This window comes from Streptomyces sp. PSU-S4-23 (genome assembly GCF_055632315.1).
Genome location: NZ_JBVMUU010000002.1, coordinates 3,162,395 through 3,183,520, shown reverse-complemented (window position 1 = coordinate 3,183,520; position 21,126 = coordinate 3,162,395). Strand labels below are relative to the sequence as shown.

Annotated in this window: 17 protein-coding genes; 10 read left to right on the top strand and 7 right to left on the bottom strand. The window is 73.0% G+C overall.

What is annotated here, in order from left to right; translation table 11 throughout:
- Positions 1 to 4 precede the first annotated feature (4 nt).
- From ACZ79I_RS14655 to ACZ79I_RS14635, 5 genes are all read left to right on the top strand, one after another.
- Entirely contained in the window at positions 5 to 922 is a 918-nt protein-coding gene (locus tag ACZ79I_RS14655) for an FMN-binding protein (RefSeq protein WP_471497654.1), read from the top strand.
- A 245-nt stretch (positions 923 to 1,167) separates the two neighbouring features.
- Positions 1,168 to 1,881, top strand: a complete 714-nt coding sequence (locus tag ACZ79I_RS14650) for a peptidoglycan-binding domain-containing protein (protein ID WP_471497652.1) — start codon at positions 1,168 to 1,170, stop codon at positions 1,879 to 1,881.
- A gap of 93 nt (positions 1,882 to 1,974) precedes the next feature.
- Positions 1,975 to 2,724 (top strand): response regulator transcription factor, encoded by a 750-nt coding sequence (locus ACZ79I_RS14645; RefSeq protein WP_471504964.1) that lies wholly within the window; start codon positions 1,975 to 1,977, stop codon positions 2,722 to 2,724.
- Positions 2,721 to 4,220, top strand: a complete 1,500-nt coding sequence (locus ACZ79I_RS14640) for a sensor histidine kinase (RefSeq protein WP_471497650.1) — start codon at positions 2,721 to 2,723, stop codon at positions 4,218 to 4,220. Before ACZ79I_RS14645 ends, ACZ79I_RS14640 begins: the two co-directional genes overlap by 4 nt.
- A gap of 115 nt (positions 4,221 to 4,335) precedes the next feature.
- A complete protein-coding gene (locus tag ACZ79I_RS14635; protein ID WP_471497648.1) occupies positions 4,336 to 5,256 on the top strand; it encodes a serine hydrolase in 921 nt (306 codons plus the stop codon).
- Positions 5,257 to 5,330: 74 nt separating this feature from the next.
- Here ACZ79I_RS14635 and ACZ79I_RS14630 read toward each other — a convergent pair whose 3' ends face one another.
- Both ACZ79I_RS14630 and ACZ79I_RS14625 read right to left on the bottom strand, forming a co-directional pair.
- Positions 5,331 to 5,597, bottom strand: a complete 267-nt coding sequence (locus tag ACZ79I_RS14630) for a hypothetical protein (RefSeq protein WP_471497646.1) — start codon at positions 5,595 to 5,597, stop codon at positions 5,331 to 5,333.
- Positions 5,594 to 6,457 (bottom strand): isocitrate lyase/PEP mutase family protein, encoded by an 864-nt coding sequence (locus ACZ79I_RS14625; protein WP_471497644.1) that lies wholly within the window; start codon positions 6,455 to 6,457, stop codon positions 5,594 to 5,596. Before ACZ79I_RS14625 ends, ACZ79I_RS14630 begins: the two co-directional genes overlap by 4 nt.
- A gap of 236 nt (positions 6,458 to 6,693) precedes the next feature.
- Between ACZ79I_RS14625 and ACZ79I_RS14620 the strand changes: the two genes are divergently transcribed.
- The 3 genes from ACZ79I_RS14620 to ACZ79I_RS14610 all read left to right on the top strand — a co-directional run bounded on the left by ACZ79I_RS14620 (position 6,694) and on the right by ACZ79I_RS14610 (position 12,460).
- A complete protein-coding gene (locus ACZ79I_RS14620) occupies positions 6,694 to 10,437 on the top strand; it encodes an ABC transporter ATP-binding protein (protein WP_471497642.1) in 3,744 nt (1,247 codons plus the stop codon).
- 89 nt (positions 10,438 to 10,526) lie between these two features.
- The gene (locus tag ACZ79I_RS14615; RefSeq protein ID WP_471497640.1) at positions 10,527 to 10,913 is read left to right on the top strand and encodes a hypothetical protein; all 387 of its coding nucleotides are present in this window, start codon (positions 10,527 to 10,529) and stop codon (positions 10,911 to 10,913) included.
- A gap of 122 nt (positions 10,914 to 11,035) precedes the next feature.
- Positions 11,036 to 12,460, top strand: coding sequence for a S28 family serine protease (locus tag ACZ79I_RS14610; protein ID WP_471497638.1), 1,425 nt, complete (start codon positions 11,036 to 11,038; stop codon positions 12,458 to 12,460).
- A gap of 25 nt (positions 12,461 to 12,485) precedes the next feature.
- Here the strand turns inward: ACZ79I_RS14610 and ACZ79I_RS14605 are convergent, their stop codons facing one another.
- From ACZ79I_RS14605 to ACZ79I_RS14595, 3 genes are all read right to left on the bottom strand, one after another.
- A complete protein-coding gene (locus ACZ79I_RS14605; protein ID WP_471497636.1) occupies positions 12,486 to 13,103 on the bottom strand; it encodes a hypothetical protein in 618 nt (205 codons plus the stop codon).
- A gap of 114 nt (positions 13,104 to 13,217) precedes the next feature.
- Positions 13,218 to 15,044 (bottom strand): glycoside hydrolase family 3 protein, encoded by a 1,827-nt coding sequence (locus ACZ79I_RS14600; protein ID WP_471497634.1) that lies wholly within the window; start codon positions 15,042 to 15,044, stop codon positions 13,218 to 13,220.
- A gap of 419 nt (positions 15,045 to 15,463) precedes the next feature.
- Positions 15,464 to 16,399 carry a LysR family transcriptional regulator gene (locus ACZ79I_RS14595; RefSeq protein ID WP_471497632.1) on the bottom strand — a complete coding sequence of 312 codons (936 nt, stop codon included), beginning with the start codon at positions 16,397 to 16,399 and terminating at the stop codon, positions 15,464 to 15,466.
- Positions 16,400 to 16,449: 50 nt separating this feature from the next.
- On the opposite strand from ACZ79I_RS14595, the gene ACZ79I_RS14590 reads away from it, so the two are divergent.
- Both ACZ79I_RS14590 and ACZ79I_RS14585 read left to right on the top strand, forming a co-directional pair.
- A complete protein-coding gene (locus ACZ79I_RS14590) occupies positions 16,450 to 17,037 on the top strand; it encodes an RBBP9/YdeN family alpha/beta hydrolase (protein WP_471497630.1) in 588 nt (195 codons plus the stop codon).
- A 226-nt stretch (positions 17,038 to 17,263) separates the two neighbouring features.
- Positions 17,264 to 19,045, top strand: coding sequence for a multicopper oxidase family protein (locus ACZ79I_RS14585; RefSeq protein ID WP_471497628.1), 1,782 nt, complete (start codon positions 17,264 to 17,266; stop codon positions 19,043 to 19,045).
- A 210-nt stretch (positions 19,046 to 19,255) separates the two neighbouring features.
- On the opposite strand, the gene ACZ79I_RS14580 is transcribed toward ACZ79I_RS14585, so the two are convergent.
- Together ACZ79I_RS14580 and ACZ79I_RS14575 are read right to left on the bottom strand one after the other, a co-directional pair.
- On the bottom strand, positions 19,256 to 20,056 hold the full coding sequence (locus tag ACZ79I_RS14580) for a sugar phosphate isomerase/epimerase family protein (RefSeq protein WP_471497626.1): 801 nt from the start codon (positions 20,054 to 20,056) through the stop codon (positions 19,256 to 19,258).
- An 11-nt stretch (positions 20,057 to 20,067) separates the two neighbouring features.
- Positions 20,068 to 21,033 carry a bifunctional helix-turn-helix transcriptional regulator/GNAT family N-acetyltransferase gene (locus ACZ79I_RS14575; RefSeq protein WP_471497624.1) on the bottom strand — a complete coding sequence of 322 codons (966 nt, stop codon included), beginning with the start codon at positions 21,031 to 21,033 and terminating at the stop codon, positions 20,068 to 20,070.
- Between the last annotated feature and the right edge of the window lie 93 nt (positions 21,034 to 21,126).

Genomic DNA, 21,126 nt, shown 5'->3' with positions numbered 1-21,126 from the left:
CACCATGCGCAAGTCCATCGTCGCGATCACGGGCACCGTCGCCGGAACCGCACTGCTGACCGCACTGAAGCTGGGCATCGCCCCGGTGGGATCCACCACCACCGTCACCAGCGAGCCGCCCGCGGCCGGCGGAGCGCCCGCGAACGCCGCCCCCGCCGACCCCGCGCCCGCGGCACCACCCTGCCCGGCGACGTTCAGGAACGCCGCCGGCCGAGCGATACCCGCCGCACCCGTCGACTGGCGCGGCGAGGACGGGGACGACGACGAGCGCCGCGCCGACGACGACGAACGCACCGGCACCGGCGCGGGGAGCGACGGCCAACGCACCGGCACCGGTGCCAAGAGCAACGATGAACGCAGCAGGGCCACGGAAGACGGCCGAGCGGGCGAGCCGGAGGCGGGCGAGCAGGACGGCGACGGGGACGACGACGGCCGGGGCGGCGGCGGGCAGGGCCCCGGTACGCCGGGCGACGGCACCGGCGGTACGTCCACCGGCCCGGCGGCTCCCTCCTGCCCCGCCCCGTCCACGCCGCCTCCCTGCTCCTGCGCCTCCCCCTCCGCGCCCGCGCCGTCCGCGCCCGCCACTCCGCCCGCGCCGTCGAAGCCGGGCACTCCGCCCGCGCCGTCCAAGCCCGGTACCGGTCTGCGGGACGGCACCTTCAAGGGCGCTGCCTCGACGAACCAGTACGGCACCATCCAGACCACCATCACCGTCTCCGGCGGCAAGATCACCGAAGTCGCCGCCACGTACCCCACCACACCCGCGACGACCGCCCAGATCAACGCCCGGGCCATACCGACCCTGCGCAAGGAGGCGCTGGCGGCGCAGAGCGCGACCATCGACAGTGTGTCCGGCGCGACGTACACCACCGGCTCCTACAAGAAGTCGCTGCAGTCCGCCATCGACGCGGCGAAGGCATAGGGCAGCACAGGAGCGAGTCCGGGGCGGCCGGGGACGCGGCCGCCCCGGGGCGTCACCGACGGCCCACCGGGCCCCGAATCGGCGCCACTTGCTGCCGTTCCGCATTTGTCATGCACCATCAGCCTCTACAGTTGTCCGCACTTCTGGCCCGTGGACACGCCACGGACCGGCTGCTGCGGGGCCGCGCCGTGGAACGAGGTGTGGTCAGGAGGCGGCCGCTCACCTGAACACCGAGGAGGAGTCCCGTGGTGCTCAAGCAGGCGCGCAACCCGCTCCAGACGCCGGCACCGTCGTCCCAGGGCTCCCGTGGCATCGGCCCCGCGGTCGCCGCGGACCCCGACGTGACCGGTGTCCACTGGCTGCAGCCCGCGCCCCGGCGGGGCCACGCGGCCGTCCGGCGCGGGCTGAGGGACAAGCCGAAGGCCGTCATCGGCGCCGTCGTCGCACTGCTCGCGGTGGGCGGCTTCCTGTTCGCCATGTCGCTCTTCGGCAGCAGCTTCTCGCTCTCGTCCGGCGATCCCCAGGGCCCGGGGACCGTACCGATCAGTCTGCCCACCGGTTTCGCCGGTCCCTCGCCGGCCCCGTCCGCCACCGCGAGGCCGTCGGCGCAGCCTCCGGCCGGGTCCGGTGGTTCGCCCACGGCGACGGACGGCGGGGTGCTCCGCGAAGGGGACACCGGGCCGCGGGTGCGGCAACTCCAGTCACTCCTGCACCGGATACCCGGCCTGTACGGGGCCGGCAGCGGCGAGACCGACGGCCGCTTCGACGCCGGTGTCGCCCGCGCGGTCGCCCGCTTCCAGAGCACGGCCGGGATCAGCAGCGAGGCGCCGGGGGTGTACGGCCCCGTGACCCAGTACGCCCTGGAGACCCGTGTCCGGCAACTGAGCGTCCGCCCCTCCCCGAGCCGGCCGGACGACGAGGCTCACGGACACGAGGAGGAGCAGGAAGAGAGCGCGTGACCGCACCGACCGACTCACCGAGGCAGACAGGCATGTTCCATGATCGCTGTGAATCCCCCGCCGGCCGACGCGGACCCGTGCCGGCCTGACGCCGTGCGGCTTCTGCTCGTCGAGGACGACGACCGGATCGCCGGTCCGCTGATCGAGGGCCTGGGCCGCTACGGATTCGCCGTGGAGCTGGCCCGCACAGGGGCCGCCGCGCTCGCCGCGGCCGCTGCGGATCTCGTCCTGCTGGACCTCGGCCTGCCCGACATGGACGGCATCGACGTCTGCAAGGCGCTGCGCTCCCGCTCCGAGGTCCCCATCATCATGATCACGGCGCGGACCGACGAGGCCGACCGCGTCGTCGGCCTGGAACTCGGCGCGGACGACTACCTTTCCAAGCCCTTCGGGGTACGGGAGCTGGTCGCCCGCATCCGTGCCGTCACCCGGCGCACCCGGGCCGTCGCGGCGGCCGCGGGCGGTCAGGGCGGTGCCGCCTCCGGCGCGGTGGCCGGGCCGTCGGCCGTGCCCGTCCCGTGGACGGGCCGGGCCGACAGCGCCCAGCGCATCGGGGCCATGACCATCGACCGCCGGACCCACCGCGTGGAACTCCACGGTCAGCCGATCGCCCTGGCCCCCAAGGAGTTCGGTGTGCTGGAGTACCTCGCGCAGGACCCGGGGGCGCTCTGCTCGCGGCAGCAGATCATGGACGCCGTGTGGGACCCGCACTACTTCGGCCCGACCAGGACCCTGGACGTGCACGTGGCCGCGCTCCGCCGCAAGCTCGGCGACCCGGGGTGGATCGAGACCGTACGCGGTGTGGGGTTCCGCCTCGCGGACCCGGCGGGCGGCTCCCCGTGACCCGCCGTCTGCTGGTCAGTTACCTGAGCCTGGTGCTGCTGGCCCTGCTCGCCCTGGAGCTTCCGCTCGGATACGTGTACGCGCGAGGGGAACTGAACCGCTTCACCGGTGCCGTCGACCGTGACGCGGTGATGCTGGCGGAACTCGCCGAGGAGATCATCGACGCCCACTCCACCGACATGCTCCCGGGCCTGGCCGCCGACTACGCGCACCGCTCCGGCGGCCGTGTCGTCGTCGTGGACCGGAAGGGCACCGTGCTCGCCGACTCCGGCGCGTCCGCCGGTCTGGGGCGCGACCTGTCCAGGGAGCCCGACATCGCCTCCGCCCTGCGTGACCGGTCGGCCACCGGCACCCGTCGCGACCCCGGCGGCGCCGAGGAGTTCTACGCCACCATGCCCGCCTGGTCGGGCACTTCGGTGCACGGCGCACTGCGCCTGAGCTACCCGCTGGGACCCGTACGGGGGCGCATCCACGAGGTCTGGCTCGCCCTCGCCATCGGCGGGGCCTGTGTCCTGGCCGCCGCGGCGCTGACGGCGCTCGCCCTCACCCGCTGGATCACCCGCCCGGTACTCGCCCTGGAACGCGCCGCCGCACAGCTCGCCGACGGCCACCTCGCGCAGACGCCGGTCACCGACGACGGCCCTCCCGAACTTCGCCGGCTGGCCGCGACGTTCACCCGTACCGCCACCCGGCTCCACCATCTGCTGCAGACCCAGAGGTCCTTCGCCTCCGAGGCCTCGCACCAGCTCAAGACCCCGCTCACGGCCCTGCGTCTGCGGTTGGAGAACTTCGAGCCGTACCTCGATCCGCGCGCCCACGACAGCCTGGACGAGGCCATCGGCGAGGTGGAGCGCCTCGACCGCATGATCCACGGGCTGCTGGCCCTCGCCCGGCTGGAGAACAGCGCCACCACCCCGGAGCCGGTCGACCTCGACGCCGTCATCGCCGACCGCGCCGCCATGTGGGCCCCCTTCGCGGCCGAGCAGCAGGTGTACATCGCCGTCGCCGGGCAGCCCGTCGGCCCGGTGGTGGCCGTCTCCGGCGCCTTGGAGCAGATCGTCGACAACCTGCTGGCCAACGCCCTGCGTGTCGCGCCGCCCGGCACCTCCATCACCCTGGCGGGGCGCCGTACCCGGCACACCGCCGAACTGCACGTCGTCGACCAGGGCCACGGCATGTCGGCGACCGAGCGGGAACGCGCCTTCGACCGGTTCTGGCGGGCCCCCGGCACCCACAGCGACGGCTCCGGCCTGGGGCTGCCCATCGTGCGCCGGCTCGCCAGGGCGGGGGGCGGCGACATCACGCTCCAGGAGGCGCCCGGCGGCGGCATCGACGCCGTCGTCCGGCTGCAACCGGCGGCAGCGCCCGAGGACCGGTTGCCCGTCGCCCGCCCGCGCGCGGTGGCGCGGTTCGCATCGCATCCGGCACGCGCCGCGAAGACGGGCGGGGCCACCGCCGGGGCACGGGGCCCCGGCCGCAGCGACGCGCGGACGTAGGGGAGGAGCGTGCCGCCCCTGTGTTCCGGTACAACCTTTCACCGGTGTCCGCGCGTCAAGAGAGCGGACGTGCCGGGAGCACGTCCGACTCCACCCAAGGGGGATGAGGACTTCCATGACTCACCGGATGCCCCGGCGTGCCCGGGTGCTCTGCGCGGGCCTAGGTGCCGGACTGCTCATACCGTTCGCGGTGGCCGCCACGCCCGCGGCCGCCGCGACACCGACGGTCAGCTGCACATCGGGGAAGGCGGGGCTGGCCGCGAAACTGCAGAAGGACATCACCGCGGCCCTCGCCGGCCGCAAGGGCACGATCGCGGTCGGCCTCTACGACCGCTCCACCGACACGACGTGCTCGCTGCGCGCCACCTCCGCCTACGACTCGGCCAGCGTCGTCAAGGTCACCGTGCTCGCCACGCTGCTGTGGGACGCCAAGAAGCACAACCGCTATCTGACGAGCCGTGAGGCGAGCCTCGCCACGGCCATGATCACCAAGTCGGACAACAGCGCCACCAGCGCGCTGTGGAAGCAGCTCGGCCTGACGAAGATCAAGGGCTTCCTCGCCGCCGCCGGCATGACCCGGACCAAGCCGGGCGCCGACGGCTACTGGGGCCTGACCCAGATCACCGTGCAGGACGAGCAGAAGCTGCTCAAGCTGATCACCGCCGAGAACCCGGTGCTGAGCGACAACTCCCGCGCGTACATCCTGAAGCTGATGGGGAAGGTCATCTCCTCGCAGCGCTGGGGCACCCCGGCGGGTACGCCCTCCGGTGTCGCCGTGCACGTGAAGAACGGCTGGCTGCAGCGGTCCACCTACGGCTGGCGCGTGCACAGCGTCGGCACGTTCAACGGCCGCGGCCACGACTACATGATCACCGTGCTCACGCACGGCAACAGCACCATGAGCTATGGCGTCACCACCATCCAGAACGTCGCCAGGGCCATCCACCGGGACCTCGTGCCGACGACCAGCGCCACCAGCACGTACATTCCCACGGGTTCGCCGCGCGAGGCGTTCCCGGCGGTCCCCGCGAGCTGACGCGGCCCGGGCACGGCCGGCCGGGCGCGGACCGCACCCGGCCGGCCGTGCGCCGCGCCTCCGGCACCGGTCGTTCAGCGGCCGTCCCCATCGCCGCGGTCCGCTCCGGCGGCGACGAGCGCCTCCACCACGTCGACCGCGCTGCCGTCGTGGTCGCTGCCGGCGGTGCCGCTGCCGGCCTGGAGGTCGGCCGTCCGGTCGACCTCCAGGATCGAGTCGGCCTGGGAGTTGTCGAGCACGGTGACCAGGCTGTCGTCCGCGACCGAGGCGGGCGCCGCGGCGCCCAGCAGGACCGCCGCCAGGGACAGGGCGGCCCGGGTGCGCCGGACCCGGCCGGTCATCCGGCCACGCCCGCCCGCTGCGGCCGCAGGCGCGCGATGTTCCGCTCCAGCAGCTTGGTGGAGACGGCGACGCCGACCCCGCCCGGCCGGTCCACGGCCGGAAGCCGTCCGTCGGCCACCTTCAGGTCGGCCAGCGCCGAGTCCATCGCCTCGTGGGCGGCGAACAGGCACGGAGTGCTGTAGATCGCGACGTCCACGCCGAGTTCGGACAGCTCGGTCAGCGACAGCCGCGGTGACTTGCCGCCGGCGATCTGGTTGAACAGCAGCGGCTTGTCCCCGATCACGTCCCGGATCCGCCGGATCCACTCGACGCTGCGCACTCCGTCGACGAGCAGCACGTCGGCGTCGGTCGCGGCCAGCGCCTTGGCCCGGTTCAGGATGTCCTCCTCCTTTGTGGCGTCCGTGCGGGCGACCACCACCAGGTCACGGCGCGTCGCCAGCACCATCTCCAGCTTGTCGAGGTACTCGGGCAGCGGCAGGATCCGCTTGCCGTCGGCGTGCCCGCACCGGCGCGGCCGCTTCTGGTCCTCGAGGATCACCCCGGAGGCCCCGGCCCGCTCCAGTGTCCCGACCACGTGGCAGGCCACCTCGGGGTCCGCGTACCCGTCGTCGATGTCGACGAGGAGATGGTGGCGGGGGAACGCGCCCCTGAGGCGCTGGACGAACGCCACCATGTCCGGCCAGGCGATGAAGCCGATGTCCGGCAGGCCGTAGTGCGATGCCGCGAACCCGAACCCGGACACGAACATTCCGTCGTAGTGCTCGGCCGCGACCGAGGCCGAGTACATGTCGTAGACACCGATCAGCGGTGTGGTTCCCTGTGCGGCGATCCGCTGCCGCAGCCGGTTTCCGTAGGACACCGTCCACCCTTCCCATCTGGGGATTTTACCTTTCCTGGAGTATGTCTATACCTTTTGGAATCCATTCCTGTACGAAGCCTTTACTCACCCGGTCGGCTCAGGACCTTCACCGCAGAAACGTCACTGGCCGTCGGCCGGTCAGGTCTCGCCGGACTGTTGCGGGATGAAATCCGCCCTGGCCCGCGTTGGTGCCTTGAGGAAGATCAGGACGGCAGGGACGGCAGGAAGGGACCGGCGTGGCAGCGCACGAGGGGGAGAAACCGGGCTGGGCACGACGGCTGGCCGCGTACGGGTGGCGGTATCCGAAGGACGTCCTGCTCGCGCTCGGGTCCTCGCTCGGCGGCATGGCCGTCCTGGCGGTCGTCCCGCTGATCACCAAGGTGATCATCGACGATGTCGTCACCGGCCACACCCGGTCCATGGCGCCCTGGGCCGGTGCCCTGGTCGGCGCGGCCGTCCTCGTCTACGCCCTCACCTACATCCGCCGCTACTACGGCGGCCGGCTCGCCCTCGACGTCCAGCACGACCTCCGCACGGAGATGTACGGGACGATCACCCGGCTCGACGGGCGCCGCCAGGACGAGCTGTCCACGGGGCAGGTGGTGGGCCGTGCCACCAGCGACCTCCAGCTGATCCAGGGCCTTCTCTTCATGCTCCCGATGACCATCGGGAACGTCCTCCTCTTCCTGATCTCCCTGGTGATCATGGCCTGGCTGTCGCTGCCGCTGACGCTGGTCGCGCTGGCCGTCGCGCCCGCCCTCTGGTTCGTCGCCAAGCGAAGCCGCACCCGGCTGCACCCGGCCACCTGGTACGCACAGGCCCAGGCGGCCGCCGTGGCGACCGTGGTCGACGGTGCCGTCACCGGCGTCCGGGTGGTGAAGGGCTTCGGACAGGAGGAACAGGAGACCGGGAAGCTCCGGGAGGTCGGGAGCCGGCTGTTCGCGGGCCGGCTGCGCACCATCCGGCTGAACGCCACGTACACCCCGGCCCTCCAGGCCGTGCCCGCACTCGGCCAGGTCGCCATGCTCGCGCTCGGCGGCTGGCTCGCGGTGCGCGGGCACATCACGCTCGGCACGTTCGTCGCCTTCTCCTCCTACCTCGCCCAGCTCGTCGGCCCCGTGCGGATGCTCGCCGTGGTCCTCACCGTCGGCCAGCAGGCACGCGCGAGCACCGAGCGCGTCCTGGAGCTGATCGACACCGAGCCGTCGCTGCGGGACGGCACCCGGGAACTGCCGGCCGACGCGCCCGCGACCGTCGAGTTCGACGACGTCTCCTTCGCGTACCAGGGCACCGCACAGGGCAGGAGCCCGGTCCTCGACGGTCTCTCCTTCGAGATCCGCGCCGGCGAGACCCTCGCCGTCGTCGGCTCCTCCGGCTCCGGCAAGTCGACGGTCTCGCTCCTGCTGCCCCGCTTCTACGACGTCACCCACGGGGCCGTCCTCGTCGGCGGCCACGACGTGCGCGAACTGACGCTGGAGTCGCTGCGCGCCGCCATCGGCCTCGTCCCCGAGGACTCCTTCCTCTTCTCCGACACGGTCCGCGACAACATCGCCTACGGCCGTCCCGACGCCACCGACGAGCAGATCGAGAAGGCCGCCCGCGCCGCCCAGGCCGACCGCTTCATCGCGGAACTGCCCGACGGGTACGCCACCAAGGTCGGCGAGCACGGCCTGACCCTGTCCGGCGGCCAGCGCCAGCGCATCGCCCTGGCCCGCGCGATCCTCACCGACCCGCGGCTGCTGGTCCTCGACGACGCGACCTCCGCGGTGGACGCCAGGGTCGAGCACGAGATCCACGAGGCGCTGAAGCAGGTCATGGAGGGCCGCACCACCCTGCTGATCGCCCACCGCCGCTCCACCCTCAATCTGGCCGACCGCATCGCGGTCCTCGACGGCGGCCGCCTCGCCGACATCGGCACGCACGAGGAACTCCAGGCGCGCTCCGCCCTGTACCGGCGGCTGCTCACCGACCCGGACGAACTCGGCGGCGTCTCCCCGGGCCACGCCCCGGCCGCGTCCCCGCAGGAGGACACGAGCGTCCGCGAGGAGCTGGACGCCGAGTTCGACGCCGAGCGCGGCGTCACCCCGCGTCTGTGGACCGGCGACCGCGAGCCCAAGGACCACGCGCTGGCCGGGACCCCGGCCACCCCCGAACTCCTCGCCCAGGTCGAGAAGCTGCCCCCGGCCACCGACACCCCCGGTGTCGACGAGGCCCGCGCGGTCCGGCCGGAGGAGTCGTACGGCCTCACCCGGCTGCTGCGCGGTTTCGGCCTGCCGCTGCTGGCCGGCCTCGCCCTCGTCGCCGTCGACGCGGGCATGGGCCTGCTGCTGCCGATCCTGATCCGGCACGGCATCGACCAGGGCGTCTCCCGGCTCGCCCTCGGCGCGGTGTGGTCCGCGTCCCTGCTCGCACTGCTCGCCGTCCTTCTGCAGTGGGCGGCGCAGATCGGCGAGACGCGCATGACCGGCCGGACCGGCGAACGGGTCCTCTACTCGCTCCGGCTGAAGATCTTCGCCCAGCTCCAGCGGCTCGGACTCGACTACTACGAGCGGGAGCTGACGGGCCGGATCATGACCCGGATGACGACCGACGTGGACGCGCTGTCGACGTTCCTGCAGACCGGGCTCGTCACCGCCTTCGTCTCCGTCGTCACCTTCTTCGGCATCATGGCCGTGCTGCTCGTGATCGACCTGCAGCTCGCGCTCGTCGTCTTCGCCACCCTGCCGCCGCTGGCCGTGGCGACCGTCTTCTTCCGCCGCGCGAGCGTGAAGGCGTACGAACTCGCCCGGGAACGCGTGTCGGTGGTCAACGCGGACCTCCAGGAGTCGGTGTCCGGGCTGCGGATCCTGCAGGCGTTCCGGCGTGAGCGGGACGGCCGGCGGCGGTTCGGCGAGGGCAGCGACAGCTACCGCCGGGCACGCATCCGCGGCCAGTGGCTGATCTCCGTGTACTTCCCCTTCGTGCAGCTGCTGTCGTCGGTGGCCGCCGCGGCCGTCCTGATCGTGGGCGCGCACCGGGTGGACGGCGGGACGCTGACGACCGGTGCGCTGGTCGCGTACCTGCTGTACATCGACCTGTTCTTCGCGCCGGTGCAGCAGCTGTCGCAGGTCTTCGACGGCTACCAGCAGGCCACGGTGTCGCTCGGCCGCATCCAGGAACTGCTCCGGGAGCCGACCTCGACGAAGACCGCCGACGAACCGCTCCCGGTGCCGTCGCTGCGCGGCGACATCGCCTTCGAGGACGTCCACTTCGCCTACGGCGACGACGAAGAGGCCCTCCGCGGCATCGACCTGGTGGTCCCGGCCGGGCAGACGGTCGCCTTCGTCGGCGAGACCGGCGCGGGCAAGTCGACCCTGGTCAAGCTGGTGGCACGGTTCTACGACCCCACGCGCGGGCGGGTGCTCGTCGACGGCACCGATCTGCGGTCCCTCGACCTGACCTCGTACCGGCACCGGCTCGGCGTCGTGCCGCAGGAGGCGTACCTGTTCGCGGGGACCGTCCGGGACGCCATCGCGTACGGGCGCCCGGACGCGTCCGACGCCGAGGTGGAGGCCGCGGCGCGGGCGGTCGGCGCGCACGACATGATCGCCACGCTCGACGGCGGCTATCTGCACGAGGTCGCCGAGCGCGGCCGCAACCTGTCCGCCGGGCAACGGCAGTTGATCGCCCTGGCACGTGCCGAGCTGGTCGGGCCCGACGTCCTGCTGCTGGACGAGGCGACCGCCGCGCTCGACCTGGCCACCGAGGCGCAGGTCAACCGGGCCACGGACCGCCTCGCCCGCCGCCGTACCACGCTGGTGGTCGCCCACCGGCTGACGACGGCCGCCCGCGCGGACCGGGTCGTGGTCATGCACCACGGCCGCGTCGTCGAGGACGGCACGCACGAGGAACTGCTGGGCCGGGGCGGCCGGTACGCGCGGCTGTGGCGGACGTTCGCCGGGGAGCCGGAGCCGGAGGAGACGGTGGGCTCCACGGCCTGAACCGCCCCGGGCGGACCCGCGCGACGCAACCATCCGGCGTACGGCAGGCGTCCGTACATCAGTACGTCGATGCGCGGGGAGGGACGACAGTGAACAGTGGTGCGATACGCCGGCGCCTGGCGCTCGGCCTGGCCGTGCTGACGGCGGGAGGGCTGCTCGCGGTGGCGGGCCCCGGCGACGCGCAGGCGGCCGCCTACTGTTCGGGACGCAAGGTCCGTACGCTTCCGTTCTCGGCCGGCTCGGTGCAGGTCTACAAGCGCGACGGCTATGTGTGCGCGGTGACCGTCGTGAAGCGGACGTCCGGCCGCAGGTCCATGTCGGTCAGTGTGCAGGCGCGGGGCAGCCGTCCCGTGAGCGACACCGGGGCGTACCTGCATCACGCCGGGCCCGTGACCGTGCACGCCGGGCACCGGTGCGTGCGGGTGAGGGGCTCGGTGGGCTCGGCGTCGGTCAGTTCGGGATGGTTCCTGTGCTGAGGGAGCGCCGGCCCGGGGGCCCAACCCCCGTTCCTGCCCGGGCGGGTTCCCAACGTCCCCTGGTGTGACGGCAGTTGCTCCGCTAGGTTCCGGCGGACATCCGTGTACACAGGGGAGGGTGCATGCGCAAGGCGCTCAGATGGCTGCTGGCGCTCATGGTGCTCATCGGCACCGTCGGTACCGCCGGGGAGGCCACCGCCTCCCAGCAGGAGCCGAGCGACATCAAGGACCGGCTGCTCGCGATCCCGGGCATGAGCCTGGTCCAGGAGAAGCCCTACACCGGTTACCGCTTCTTCGTCCTGAACTACACCCAGCCGATCGACCACCGGCATCCGTCGAAGGGCACGTTCCAGCAGCGGATCACCGTGCTCCACAAGGACGTCTCACGCCCCACGGTGTTCTACACCGGCGGCTACAACGTCTCCACGACACCCGGCCGCCGCGAACCCACCCAGATCGTGGACGGCAACCAGGTCTCGATGGAGTACCGCTTCTTCACGCCGTCCCGTCCCGCCCCGGCCGACTGGTCCACGCTCGACATCTGGCAGGCGGCGAGCGACCAGCACCGCATCTACGAGGCGCTCAAGCCGCTCTACTCCCACAAGTGGATCGCGACGGGCGGCTCGAAGGGCGGCATGACGGCGACGTACTACGAGCGCTTCTACCCGCGCGACATGGACGGCGTCGTCGCGTACGTCGCCCCCAACGACGTCGTCAACACCGAGGACTCGGCCTACGACCGCTTCTTCGCGGTGGTCGGCACCAAGGAGTGCCGCGACCGGCTGAACGCGGTGCAGCGCGAGGCGCTGGTGCGGCGTGAACCGCTGGAGAAGAAGTACGCGGCGTACGCGGCCGACAACGCCTACACCTTCGACACGATCGGCGGCCTGGACCGGGCGTACGAGGCGGTCGTCCTGGACTACGTGTGGGGCTTCTGGCAGTACAGCCTCCTGTCGGACTGCGACACCGTCCCGGCGGACGCGAAGAACGCCACCGACGACGAGATCTGGAACTCCGTCGACACGATCTCCGGCTTCTCCTTCTACACCGACCAGGGCCTGGAGCCGTACACGCCGTACTACTACCAGGCGGGCACGCAGCTGGGCGCGCCGACGATCCACTTCCCGTACATCGAGAAGCGGTACATCCGATACGGCTACCAGCCGCCCCGGAACTTCGTGCCGCGCTCCATCCCCATGAGGTTCCAGCCATGGGCGATGCGGGACGTGGACACCTGGGTCAGGCACCACGCGCACCGCATGCTGTTCGTGTACGGCCAGAACGACCCATGGGGCGCGGAACGCTTCCGGCTCGGCGCGGGCGCCCGCGACTCCTTCGTCTTCACGGCCCCGGGACTCAACCACGGCGCGAACGTGGCGCGGCTAGTGCCCGACGAGAAGGCGCTGGCCACGGCCCGCATCCTCGACTGGGCGGGCGTGGCGTCCCCGGCGGTGCGGTCCGACCCGTCGGCGGCCAGGCCGCTGGCCGCGTACGACGCGCGCCTGGACCGCCGCGACGTGGAGCGCGAGCCGGCCCTCAGGCCGTGAACACCGGGCTGCGCCCGGCGGGGGCTCAGACCCGCCGGGCGCAGCCCACCGGCCGGTCCCCGCCGAGCTGGACGTACAGCACCGTGGACGAGGGGCACTGCGCGCGGCGCCGGACGGCCGACGTCACCTTGTACTCCGGCGCGTGAGCGCCCCTGCCGGCGCAGGACGTCTCGCGGACCTCGCCCCGGCCCGCGCCGTACACGCAGTCCCCGACGACGGTGCGCGGTCCGCCCCCGCCGCCGGGGTCGCCCGGGTGCGGCGGCTCCAGGTTCCGCATACACGCGTAGCCCTGCGCCACCGCCCCGTCCCCGTCCTCGTCCGCCGCCGGTCCCGGCTCGGTGATGTGCAGGACGAAGTCCGTGGTGGCGGGGCAGGCGGGGCCGTTCGAGGGGTTCCCGTCGTAGCGCGCGACGACCCGGGCCGCGGCCCGCTCGCTGGTGCACGGCACTTCCGTGGAGTTCGTCGTCCCGAAGGAGCCGCACTCGCCGACCGCGAGGAACTCGGCCCCGTACCAGGACGACGACACGGCGGCCCCGGCCGGCCGGTCCCGGGCCGCCCCCGACGGCGCCCGGCATCCGGACAGCCCCGCCACCCCCAGCGCGACCGCCCCCAGCGCACCCAGCAGCGCCCGTGTCCCTCGCATCGCGAACCCCCCGGTCCACCCCGCGTCCAGCGTGACCGGCGGACACGGCCCACGCCAGACGATGCGGGTGCTTTGCGACTCCTGGGGGCCCGACGCGCCGCCCCGGGCGTACCGCTAGTACGACAGCCCGTACCCGATGGGGTACAGCACCTGTGCCGGGTCGTCCGCACGCTGCACCGGCACCGGCAGCCTCCCGCGCGGTCTCACCCGCCCCGCGATCACCCGCGCGGCCGCGCGCAGTTCGACGTCCGTCCATGAGTAGGAGGCCAGGCAGGCGTCCACCTCGGGCAGCCGGGCCACGTCGTAGGGGTTGCGGACGGCGACCGCGATCACCGGTTTCCCCGTGGCGAGCAACCGGTCCACCAGCGTCCGCTGGGGGCTGGCCGCGCCCACGTTGTACGTCCCCACGACCACCGCGTCCGCGTCCCCCGCCGCCGTCACCGCCCGGGCGATCGCCGCCTCCGACGGTGCGGTGCCGGTGGACAGCGCGGTGGCCGTGAAGCCCAGCCCGGTCAGGGCGTTCGCGAGCACGGTGGTGGGCGGCCCGTCGGTGCCGGACGGCGACGCCGGGTCGGCGCCCACGACCAGCAGCCGCGGGTGGGTACGGCGCGACAGCGGCAGCAGGCCCCGCGCGTTGACGAGCAGCGTGGTCGTGCGGTCCGCGACGCGGTCCGCCGCGCGCAGGTGCGCGGGGGTGCCGACGGTCCGGTCGACACCGCCGGAGGCGACGTACGGCCGGTCGAGCAGCCCGAGCTTCGCCTTCAGACGCAGGATGCGCAGGAGCGACTCGTCGAGCCGTGCCTCCGTCAGCTCCCCGCCCCGCACGGCCTGGAGCACCGCGTTCCACGCGACGTCCAGGGAGGGCGGGTTGAGCAGCTGGTCGGCGCCCGCCTTCAGGGCGAGCACGGGCACGCGGTCGTTGCCGTACTTCTGGCGCACGCCCTCCATGCCGAGCGAGTCCGTCACCACGACCCCGTCGTAGCCGAGCTCCTCGCGCAGGATGCCGGTGAGGATCGGGCGCGAGAGCGTCGCCGGATCGCCCGAGTCGTCGAGGGCGGGGACCATGATGTGCGCGGTCATGACCGAGTCGATCCCGGCGCGGATCGCGGCCCGGAACGGCACCGCGTCCAGCGTCTCCCACAGCTCGCGGCTGTGCGTGATGACGGGGAAGCCGAAGTGGCTGTCGACGGCGGTGTCGCCGTGGCCGGGGAAGTGCTTGGCGGTCGCCGCGACGCCGGAGCGCTGGTAGCCGGACACCTCGGCCGCCACCAGGCCCGCCACCGCGTCCGGGTCGGCGCCGAAGGAGCGGACGCCGATGACCGGGTTGGCCGGGTTGACGTTCACGTCGGCGTCGGGCGAGTAGTCCTGGCGGATGCCGAGGGCGCGCAGCTCGGCGCCGGCGATCCGGCCGAGCGTCCGGGCGTCGGAGCGGGAGCCTCCCGCGCCGATGGCCATGGCGCCAGGGAAGAGGGTGGCGGGCCTGCCCACGCGTGCCACTATCCCGTGCTCCTGGTCCGTGGCGATGAGCACCGGCAGCCCGCGCGGCAGGTCGAGGGACGCCTTCTGGATCCCGTTCGAGAGGTCCGCGATCTGGTGCGGGTCACGGGTGTTGTGGGCCCAGGTGAAGTAGATGATGCCGCCCACGCGGTACCTGGCGATCAGCTCGGCGGCCGTCCGTACGCCGATCTCCTTGAGGTTGGCGTCGACGTCGGCCTGGTCGGGGTCGGTGGCGGAGTGGCCGTACACCCGCATCACGAAGAGCTGGCCGACCTTCTCTTCGAGCGTCATACGGGCGATCAGCGCCCGTAGCGGCTTGTCGTCGTGCCCGACGGCGCGGGCGGTGTCCGGGGTGAGGGCGAGGGCCGCGGTCAGGCCCGCGGTGGCTGCGAGGACCGTACGTCTGGAGGGGCTCGCGGTGCTTCCCGTGCCGGCGTCGTGCACGTGCGCTCCTTCCGGAGGAGAACGCTGAAGGAAACTTCCAAGGAGTCACCAATATCCGGGAAGTTTCTGCCAGTCAAGGGAGCGCACGGCAACGGCCGAGGGGGCCGTCATCGGCGCTGTGTGGGGGCGCGCCGATGACGGCGTGCTGCCGGCCGCGTGCGGCGGAGAGGGTGGTCAGCGATCGCTGCCGGCAGCGAGGCCGACACCGCGGCGCGGGGACTCATCCGGCAGTGCGTGCGTTGGACGGGGCCGGGCCGGGACGGGTTCCCCGAAAACGCCGGCATTCCGCAAGTCGGGGCGGGGGTGGCCGACGGGGCGTGGTGGCCGAGGGGGACCTCGACGTCCCCTCCGGCAGCGGGCCCCGGCCCGGACGCGGCGGATCGGCGACCCGAGCGGCACGGGGCGGTGCGTCCGCGTCCTCAGCCGGCCGGCTCCGCGGCAGCCAGGCGCAGCTGATCGCGCACCGCCGTCAGCACCGGATCCCCCTCTGAACCCGTGCGCACGGCTGCGAAGACGTTCCGCGACGGCGGTGCGCCCCGCGTCGTCAGCAGGGCCAGTCGGCGGTGGGCGTACAGCTCGCGGACGAGCCGGGGGACCAGGGCGACCCCCAGGCCCGCCTCCACCAGGGCCGCCAGCGCGCCCCAGTCGTTCACGGCGTGCCGGATGTCCGGGGTGAACCCGGCCGCCGCGCAGACCGAGCGGGCGACCGCGCCGCAGCAGCTGCGCGCGTCGCCGACGATCCAGGGCTCGGCGGCCAGTTCGCGCAGCGCGACCCGGTCGCGGCCCGCGAGGCGGTGGCCGGCCGGTACCGCGAGATCCATGACGTCGGTGAACAGGTCGGCGCGGTGGTAGCGGGGGTCCGTGTGCGGGGGCGCCGCCGCGAAGTCCACGGCCACCGCCACGTCGACCTGGCCCGCGTCGAGCGCGGTGAACAGGTCCGGGGGCTCGGCCTCGACGACGTCGACGCGGACATGGGGGAGGCGTTCCCCCAGGGCCCTCAGCGCCGTCGGCAGGAGGCCGAGGATCGCGCTGGAGAAGCAGCCGATGGTGACCTGCCCGCGGCCGCCCTCCCCGTACGCGGCCAAGTCGGCGCGGGCCCGCTCCAGTTGGGCGGCGATGACGTCGGCGTGGGCCAGCAGGACGCGTGCCTGGCCCGTCAGCCGTACGCCCCGGCCGTCGCGTTCCGTCAGCGGCGCGCCCACCTCGCGGGCCAGCGCGGCGATCTGCTGCGAGACCGCCGACGGCGTCAGGTGCAGCGACTGAGCCGTCCTGGCCAGGCTGCCCCGGCGCTGGAGCTCCCGCAGCACGGTCAGGCGACGCAGGTCGATCGCAAAGGTCTCGCTTATCCGTTCCATCGAGAAAGATTAACTGGACCTGGTGAGTGATGGTCCGAAAAGATCACCGTATGAACGCCTGTCTCATCCTCCACGGCTGGCAGAACCGCCGCCCCAAGGACCACTGGGAGCACTGGCTGGCCGACCGGCTCACCGAGCTGGGTCACCACGTCGCGTATCCGCAGCTCCCCGACCCCGACGACCCCGACCTGGAGGTGTGGCTGGCGGAACTGGCCCGTCATCTGGGCGCTCTGCCGCGGGACGGGGAGCGGGTCGTCGTCGCCCACAGCGCGTCCGCCGTGCTGTGGCTGCACGCCGTCGCGCGCGGGACCGAGGGCCTCGACGTGGACCGGGTGCTGCTGGTCTCCCCGCCGTCCGGCTCCGTCCTCGCCCGGTATCCGCAGGTCCGCGCCTTCGCCGCGCCGCCCCTCGACGGGCTGGCGCTGCCGGGCCCCACCCGTCTCGTCGCGGGCGACGACGACCCGTACTGCCCGGAGGGCGCCCGTGCCGTCTTCGGCGATCCCCTCGGCATTCCGGCCGACATCGTCCCCGGAGGCGCCCACCTCGACCTGGACGCCGGTTACGGCTCCTGGCCCGCCGTACTGGAGTGGTGCCTGGACGGCTCCGTGAGGATCACGGGGCGCGGCGCGGGAGTGTAGCCCCGGCACCCGGCGCTGGGTGCGGCGAGTGTAGCGAGCTCGGGTTCGCTTAGAGTCCTTTTTCCGAATCAGTCCCACCATCGTATGACTGTCATTGGTACGGCACTTACATCCGGTTCATTACGGAAAAGCTCTCTGCGTACGGCACATGCCGGGGGAGTAGGCGCGCCGACCGCACCATGCGTCCGCCCCCGCATGGTCTCTGATCGTCTTAAGGGGGGCGGCGATGGCCGTTGACCGCAGGCAGATTCTGAGGGGGGCCATCGCCGGGGCGGCCATGGCCGCCCCGCTGGGGCTCGGGGAGACGGCGGCGCGTGCCCCGTCCGCCACGGGCGGCACATTCGGCGATCCGCTGACCTGGCCGGACCTCGTGGACGGCGGCAGTCCCGTGCACCTGCGCATCGAGAACACGACGCACCGGTTCGGCAGTTCCCGCACTGCGGCGCGGACTCTGGCGTACCGGCTGACGAAGGGCAAGGTCATGGTGCCGGGGACGACCTCCGGCTACCTCGGCCCCACCATCGTCGTCCGCACCGGAACGCCCGCCACCGTGACCGTCACCAACCAGGTCACCCGCCATCCGCTCGCCGCCTGCGTCGACACCGCCCTGCACGGGGCGTCCGCCCTTGACAGGACGCGGCCCCGGACGACCGTTCATCTGCACGGCGCCAACTCCAGACCGGTGGACGACGGCGGGCCGACGGACACGTTCCCGCGCGGAAGCGCCGGTCAGCCGCCCTTCCCGAACCCGACCACCTACCGGTACGGGAACAACCAGGACGCGACCGCCCTCTGGTACCACGACCACGCCCTCGGCATCACCCGGCTCAACGTGTACGCCGGCCTCGCCGCCGGCTATCTGATCCGGGACACCCCTGACACCGGCATCGACACCGGTGACGGCACGATGCTGCCGGCCGGACCGCACGAGATCCCGCTCATCCTCCAGGACAAGGCGTTCACCGCTGCCGGGGAGCTGTACTTCCCCCCGGCGCCGTGGGTCAGCGAGTCCTTCGGGGACACCCCGGTGGTCAACGGCGTGGCACGCCCGTATCTGACGGTGGACCGGGGGGTCTACCGCTTCCGGCTGCTGAACGCCTCGAACGCCCGCTTCTACCGCCTCGGCATCACGGTCCGGGGGAGGGGCGCCGTGCTGCCCTTCTGGCAGATCGGCGGTGACGGCGGCCTGCTGAACAGCCCGGTGCGTATGAAGCAGTTGCTCATCGCACCGGCGGAACGCGCCGATCTTCTGGTCGACTTCCGGGGCCTGGCGCCCGGGACGGTGCTCGAGGTGGGCAACAGCGCGGCCGCCCCCTATCCGGCCGGTTCCCCGGGCACGCCCGCGCTGCGGCAGATCATGCAGTTCCGGGTGACCGGGAGAACGGGCTGGGCGCCTCGCCGGCCCATCGCCGGGATGTGCCTGCGCCCGGTCACCCCGGTCCGGCGGCTGGACCGGCCGGCCGCGAGCGCCCCCGTCCGCACGCACAGCCTCGTCGAGATCACGGACCCGGCGACCGGCAGCGTGCTGATGGTCCTGCAGAACAACCGCTCGTTCCACGACCCCGCGTACGCCTCCCATCCGGTCACCCCGGACACCCTGGAGGTCTGGGAGTTCGTCAACACCACGCCCGACACCCACCCGATCCATGTCCACCTCGTGCAGTTCCAGGTGCTGGGACGGCAGCCGTTCGACGCGCGCCGCTACCGCAGGGAGGTCTACGCCGACGCGTCGGGCCGCGTCACGGCGGGCTCGGGCCCCTACCCGCCGCCCTCGCCCCGCGGATACCTGACCGGGGCCCTCCAGCCGCCCGCCCCGAACGAGATGGGCTGGAAGGACACCGTGCAGGCACCCCCGGGGATGGTGACCCGGATCGCGGTGCCCTTCGGGTGCGGCGCGGCGCCGTTCCCGATCGCGGCCCGCGAGGTCTACTCCGGCGACTACGTGTGGCACTGCCACATCGTCGATCACGAGGACCACGACATGATGCAGTGTTACCGCGTCGCCTGACGACGCCCGAGCCGGGCATCGCCCTCGGACTCGGGCACATGCCCGTGTCGCGCACGCGCGCCGCGAGTTCCCGCACGACGCCGGATGGCCGGCGTTCGCGGCCATGCTGGCGTACAGGGCCGCCCGTCAGCCCTCAACGGCGCGGTGGGCGGGAAGCCCCCCTCAGCTTCAGGGGACGGGAAGCCCCCCTCAGCTTCAGGGGAGAGGATGTCAAGCCGACTCGTTCAGCAGCCGGGCGAGGTGCTCGCGTCCCGGACCGAGGAGTTCCGGCAGGGGCGGCGCCGCCTCGTACCACCGCTTCTCGTACTCCCAGCACAGCCAGCCCTCCCAGCCGTGGCGGGAGAGGACCTCCACGCACTCGGTGAGCGGGAGGACACCGGCACCGAGCGGCAGCGGGGTGGTGTCGTCGGCGGACGCGATGTCCTTGACCTGGACGTAGCCGAGGTACGGGGACAGGGCCGCGTACGTCTCCTGCGGCTGCTCGCCGCCCAGCCAGGTGTGCATCACGTCCCACAGCGCGCCCACGTGGCGGTGGCCGACCGCGCCCAGCACGCGGAGGGCGTCCGCGCCGGTGGGATGCGAGTCGTGGGTCTCCAGCAGGATGCGCACGCCCACCCCGGCGGCGTACTCGGCGGCGGTGCCCAGGCGCCGGGCCGCCAGGGCGTCGGCCTCCTCGGGGGGCTGTCCGGGGCGGCCGCCGGGGAAGACGCGGACGAAGGGGGCGCCGAGGTCGTGGGCGAGGTCGAGGAGGTCGCGGACGGCGGTGAGAACGGGTTCGTCCGCACCGGGCTCGGCCACCCGCACGTACCCCGCGAGCCCCAGGATCTCGATGCCCTGCGCCTTGAACTCGGCGGCCACCTGTGACCGTTCGTCCGGGCCGATGCCGGGGTGCACCGGCTCCTCCGGGTGGGCGCGCAGTTCCACGCCGTGGTAGCCGTGCGTGACCGCGAGCCGCACCACGTCCGGTACGGGCAGGCCGGGGACGCCGAGGGTGGAGAACGCCAGCTTCATGCTCACGGACCCTACTCGTGACCGCCGGGTACCGCCCCTCGGAGCTGTTCGGGCGCCGTGTGCAGGTCCAGCCGCCAGTCCTGGCCGACGAGGTCCTTGCCGAAGGAGCGGTGGGGCTTCTCGGAGACGAGGACGAAGCCGTGGCGCTGGTAGATGCGGCGCGCGGCGGCCAGGACGTCGTTCGTCCACAGGACCAGGTCGCGGTAGCCGACGCCGCGTGCGAAGCCGATGCACGCCTCGACCAGCCGGTCGCCGATGCCCAGTCCGCGGGTGTCGGGCTCGACGAGCAGGAGCCGGAGCCGGGCGGTGGCCGGCACCTCGTCCCGTACGCACATCACACATCCCACCGGCCGCCCGTCCCACTCCGCGATCCAGACCCGCTCCAGGTGCGGGTCGTGGTCCTCGGCGAAGTCCGCGACGATCCTCGCCACCAGTCCCTCGTAGTCGGCGTTCCAGCCGTGTTCGGCGGCGTACACCGCGGCGTTGCGCTGGACGATCCAGCCCAGGTCGCCGGGTGCGGGCTCGCGCAGCACCACGTCCTGCGGACGGGGGGTCCGGCTCCTGCCGAGAACCGAGCGGATGGTGCGCATCGCCTCCGCCAGGCGCGGCCGGTCGGCGGGGGAGACGGTGTCGAGCAGCGCGGCCACGGTCTCGCGCGCCCGCTCCTCCAGCAGGGCGGCGGCGTCGCGGCCGCGCGGGGTGAGCGTGATCCGCCGGCGTCGCGGGTCCTTGTCGGAGGGCGCCCGCCGGACCAGCCCGTCCTGCTCGAACTTGTTGAGGATGCGGCTCAGGTATCCCGCGTCCAGGGAGAGCGCCGCGCGCAGGTCGGCCGCGTCCGTACGCGGCGAGTGCGCCAGCTCGTACAGCACGCGGGACTCCGTGAGCGTGTACGGCGCGTAGAGGTGGCGGCCGTAGTCGAGCGCGCCGATGACGTTCGTGTAGAAGCGGTTGAACGAGCGGATGTCCTGGACGGTCATGATCGGCCTCGCCCGATGGTTGACTCAGTCAGAGGATGCGGGTCCGAGCCTACGACGGCTCATGGCCGCCGTCCATGGGTTCCGCGCGCCTCC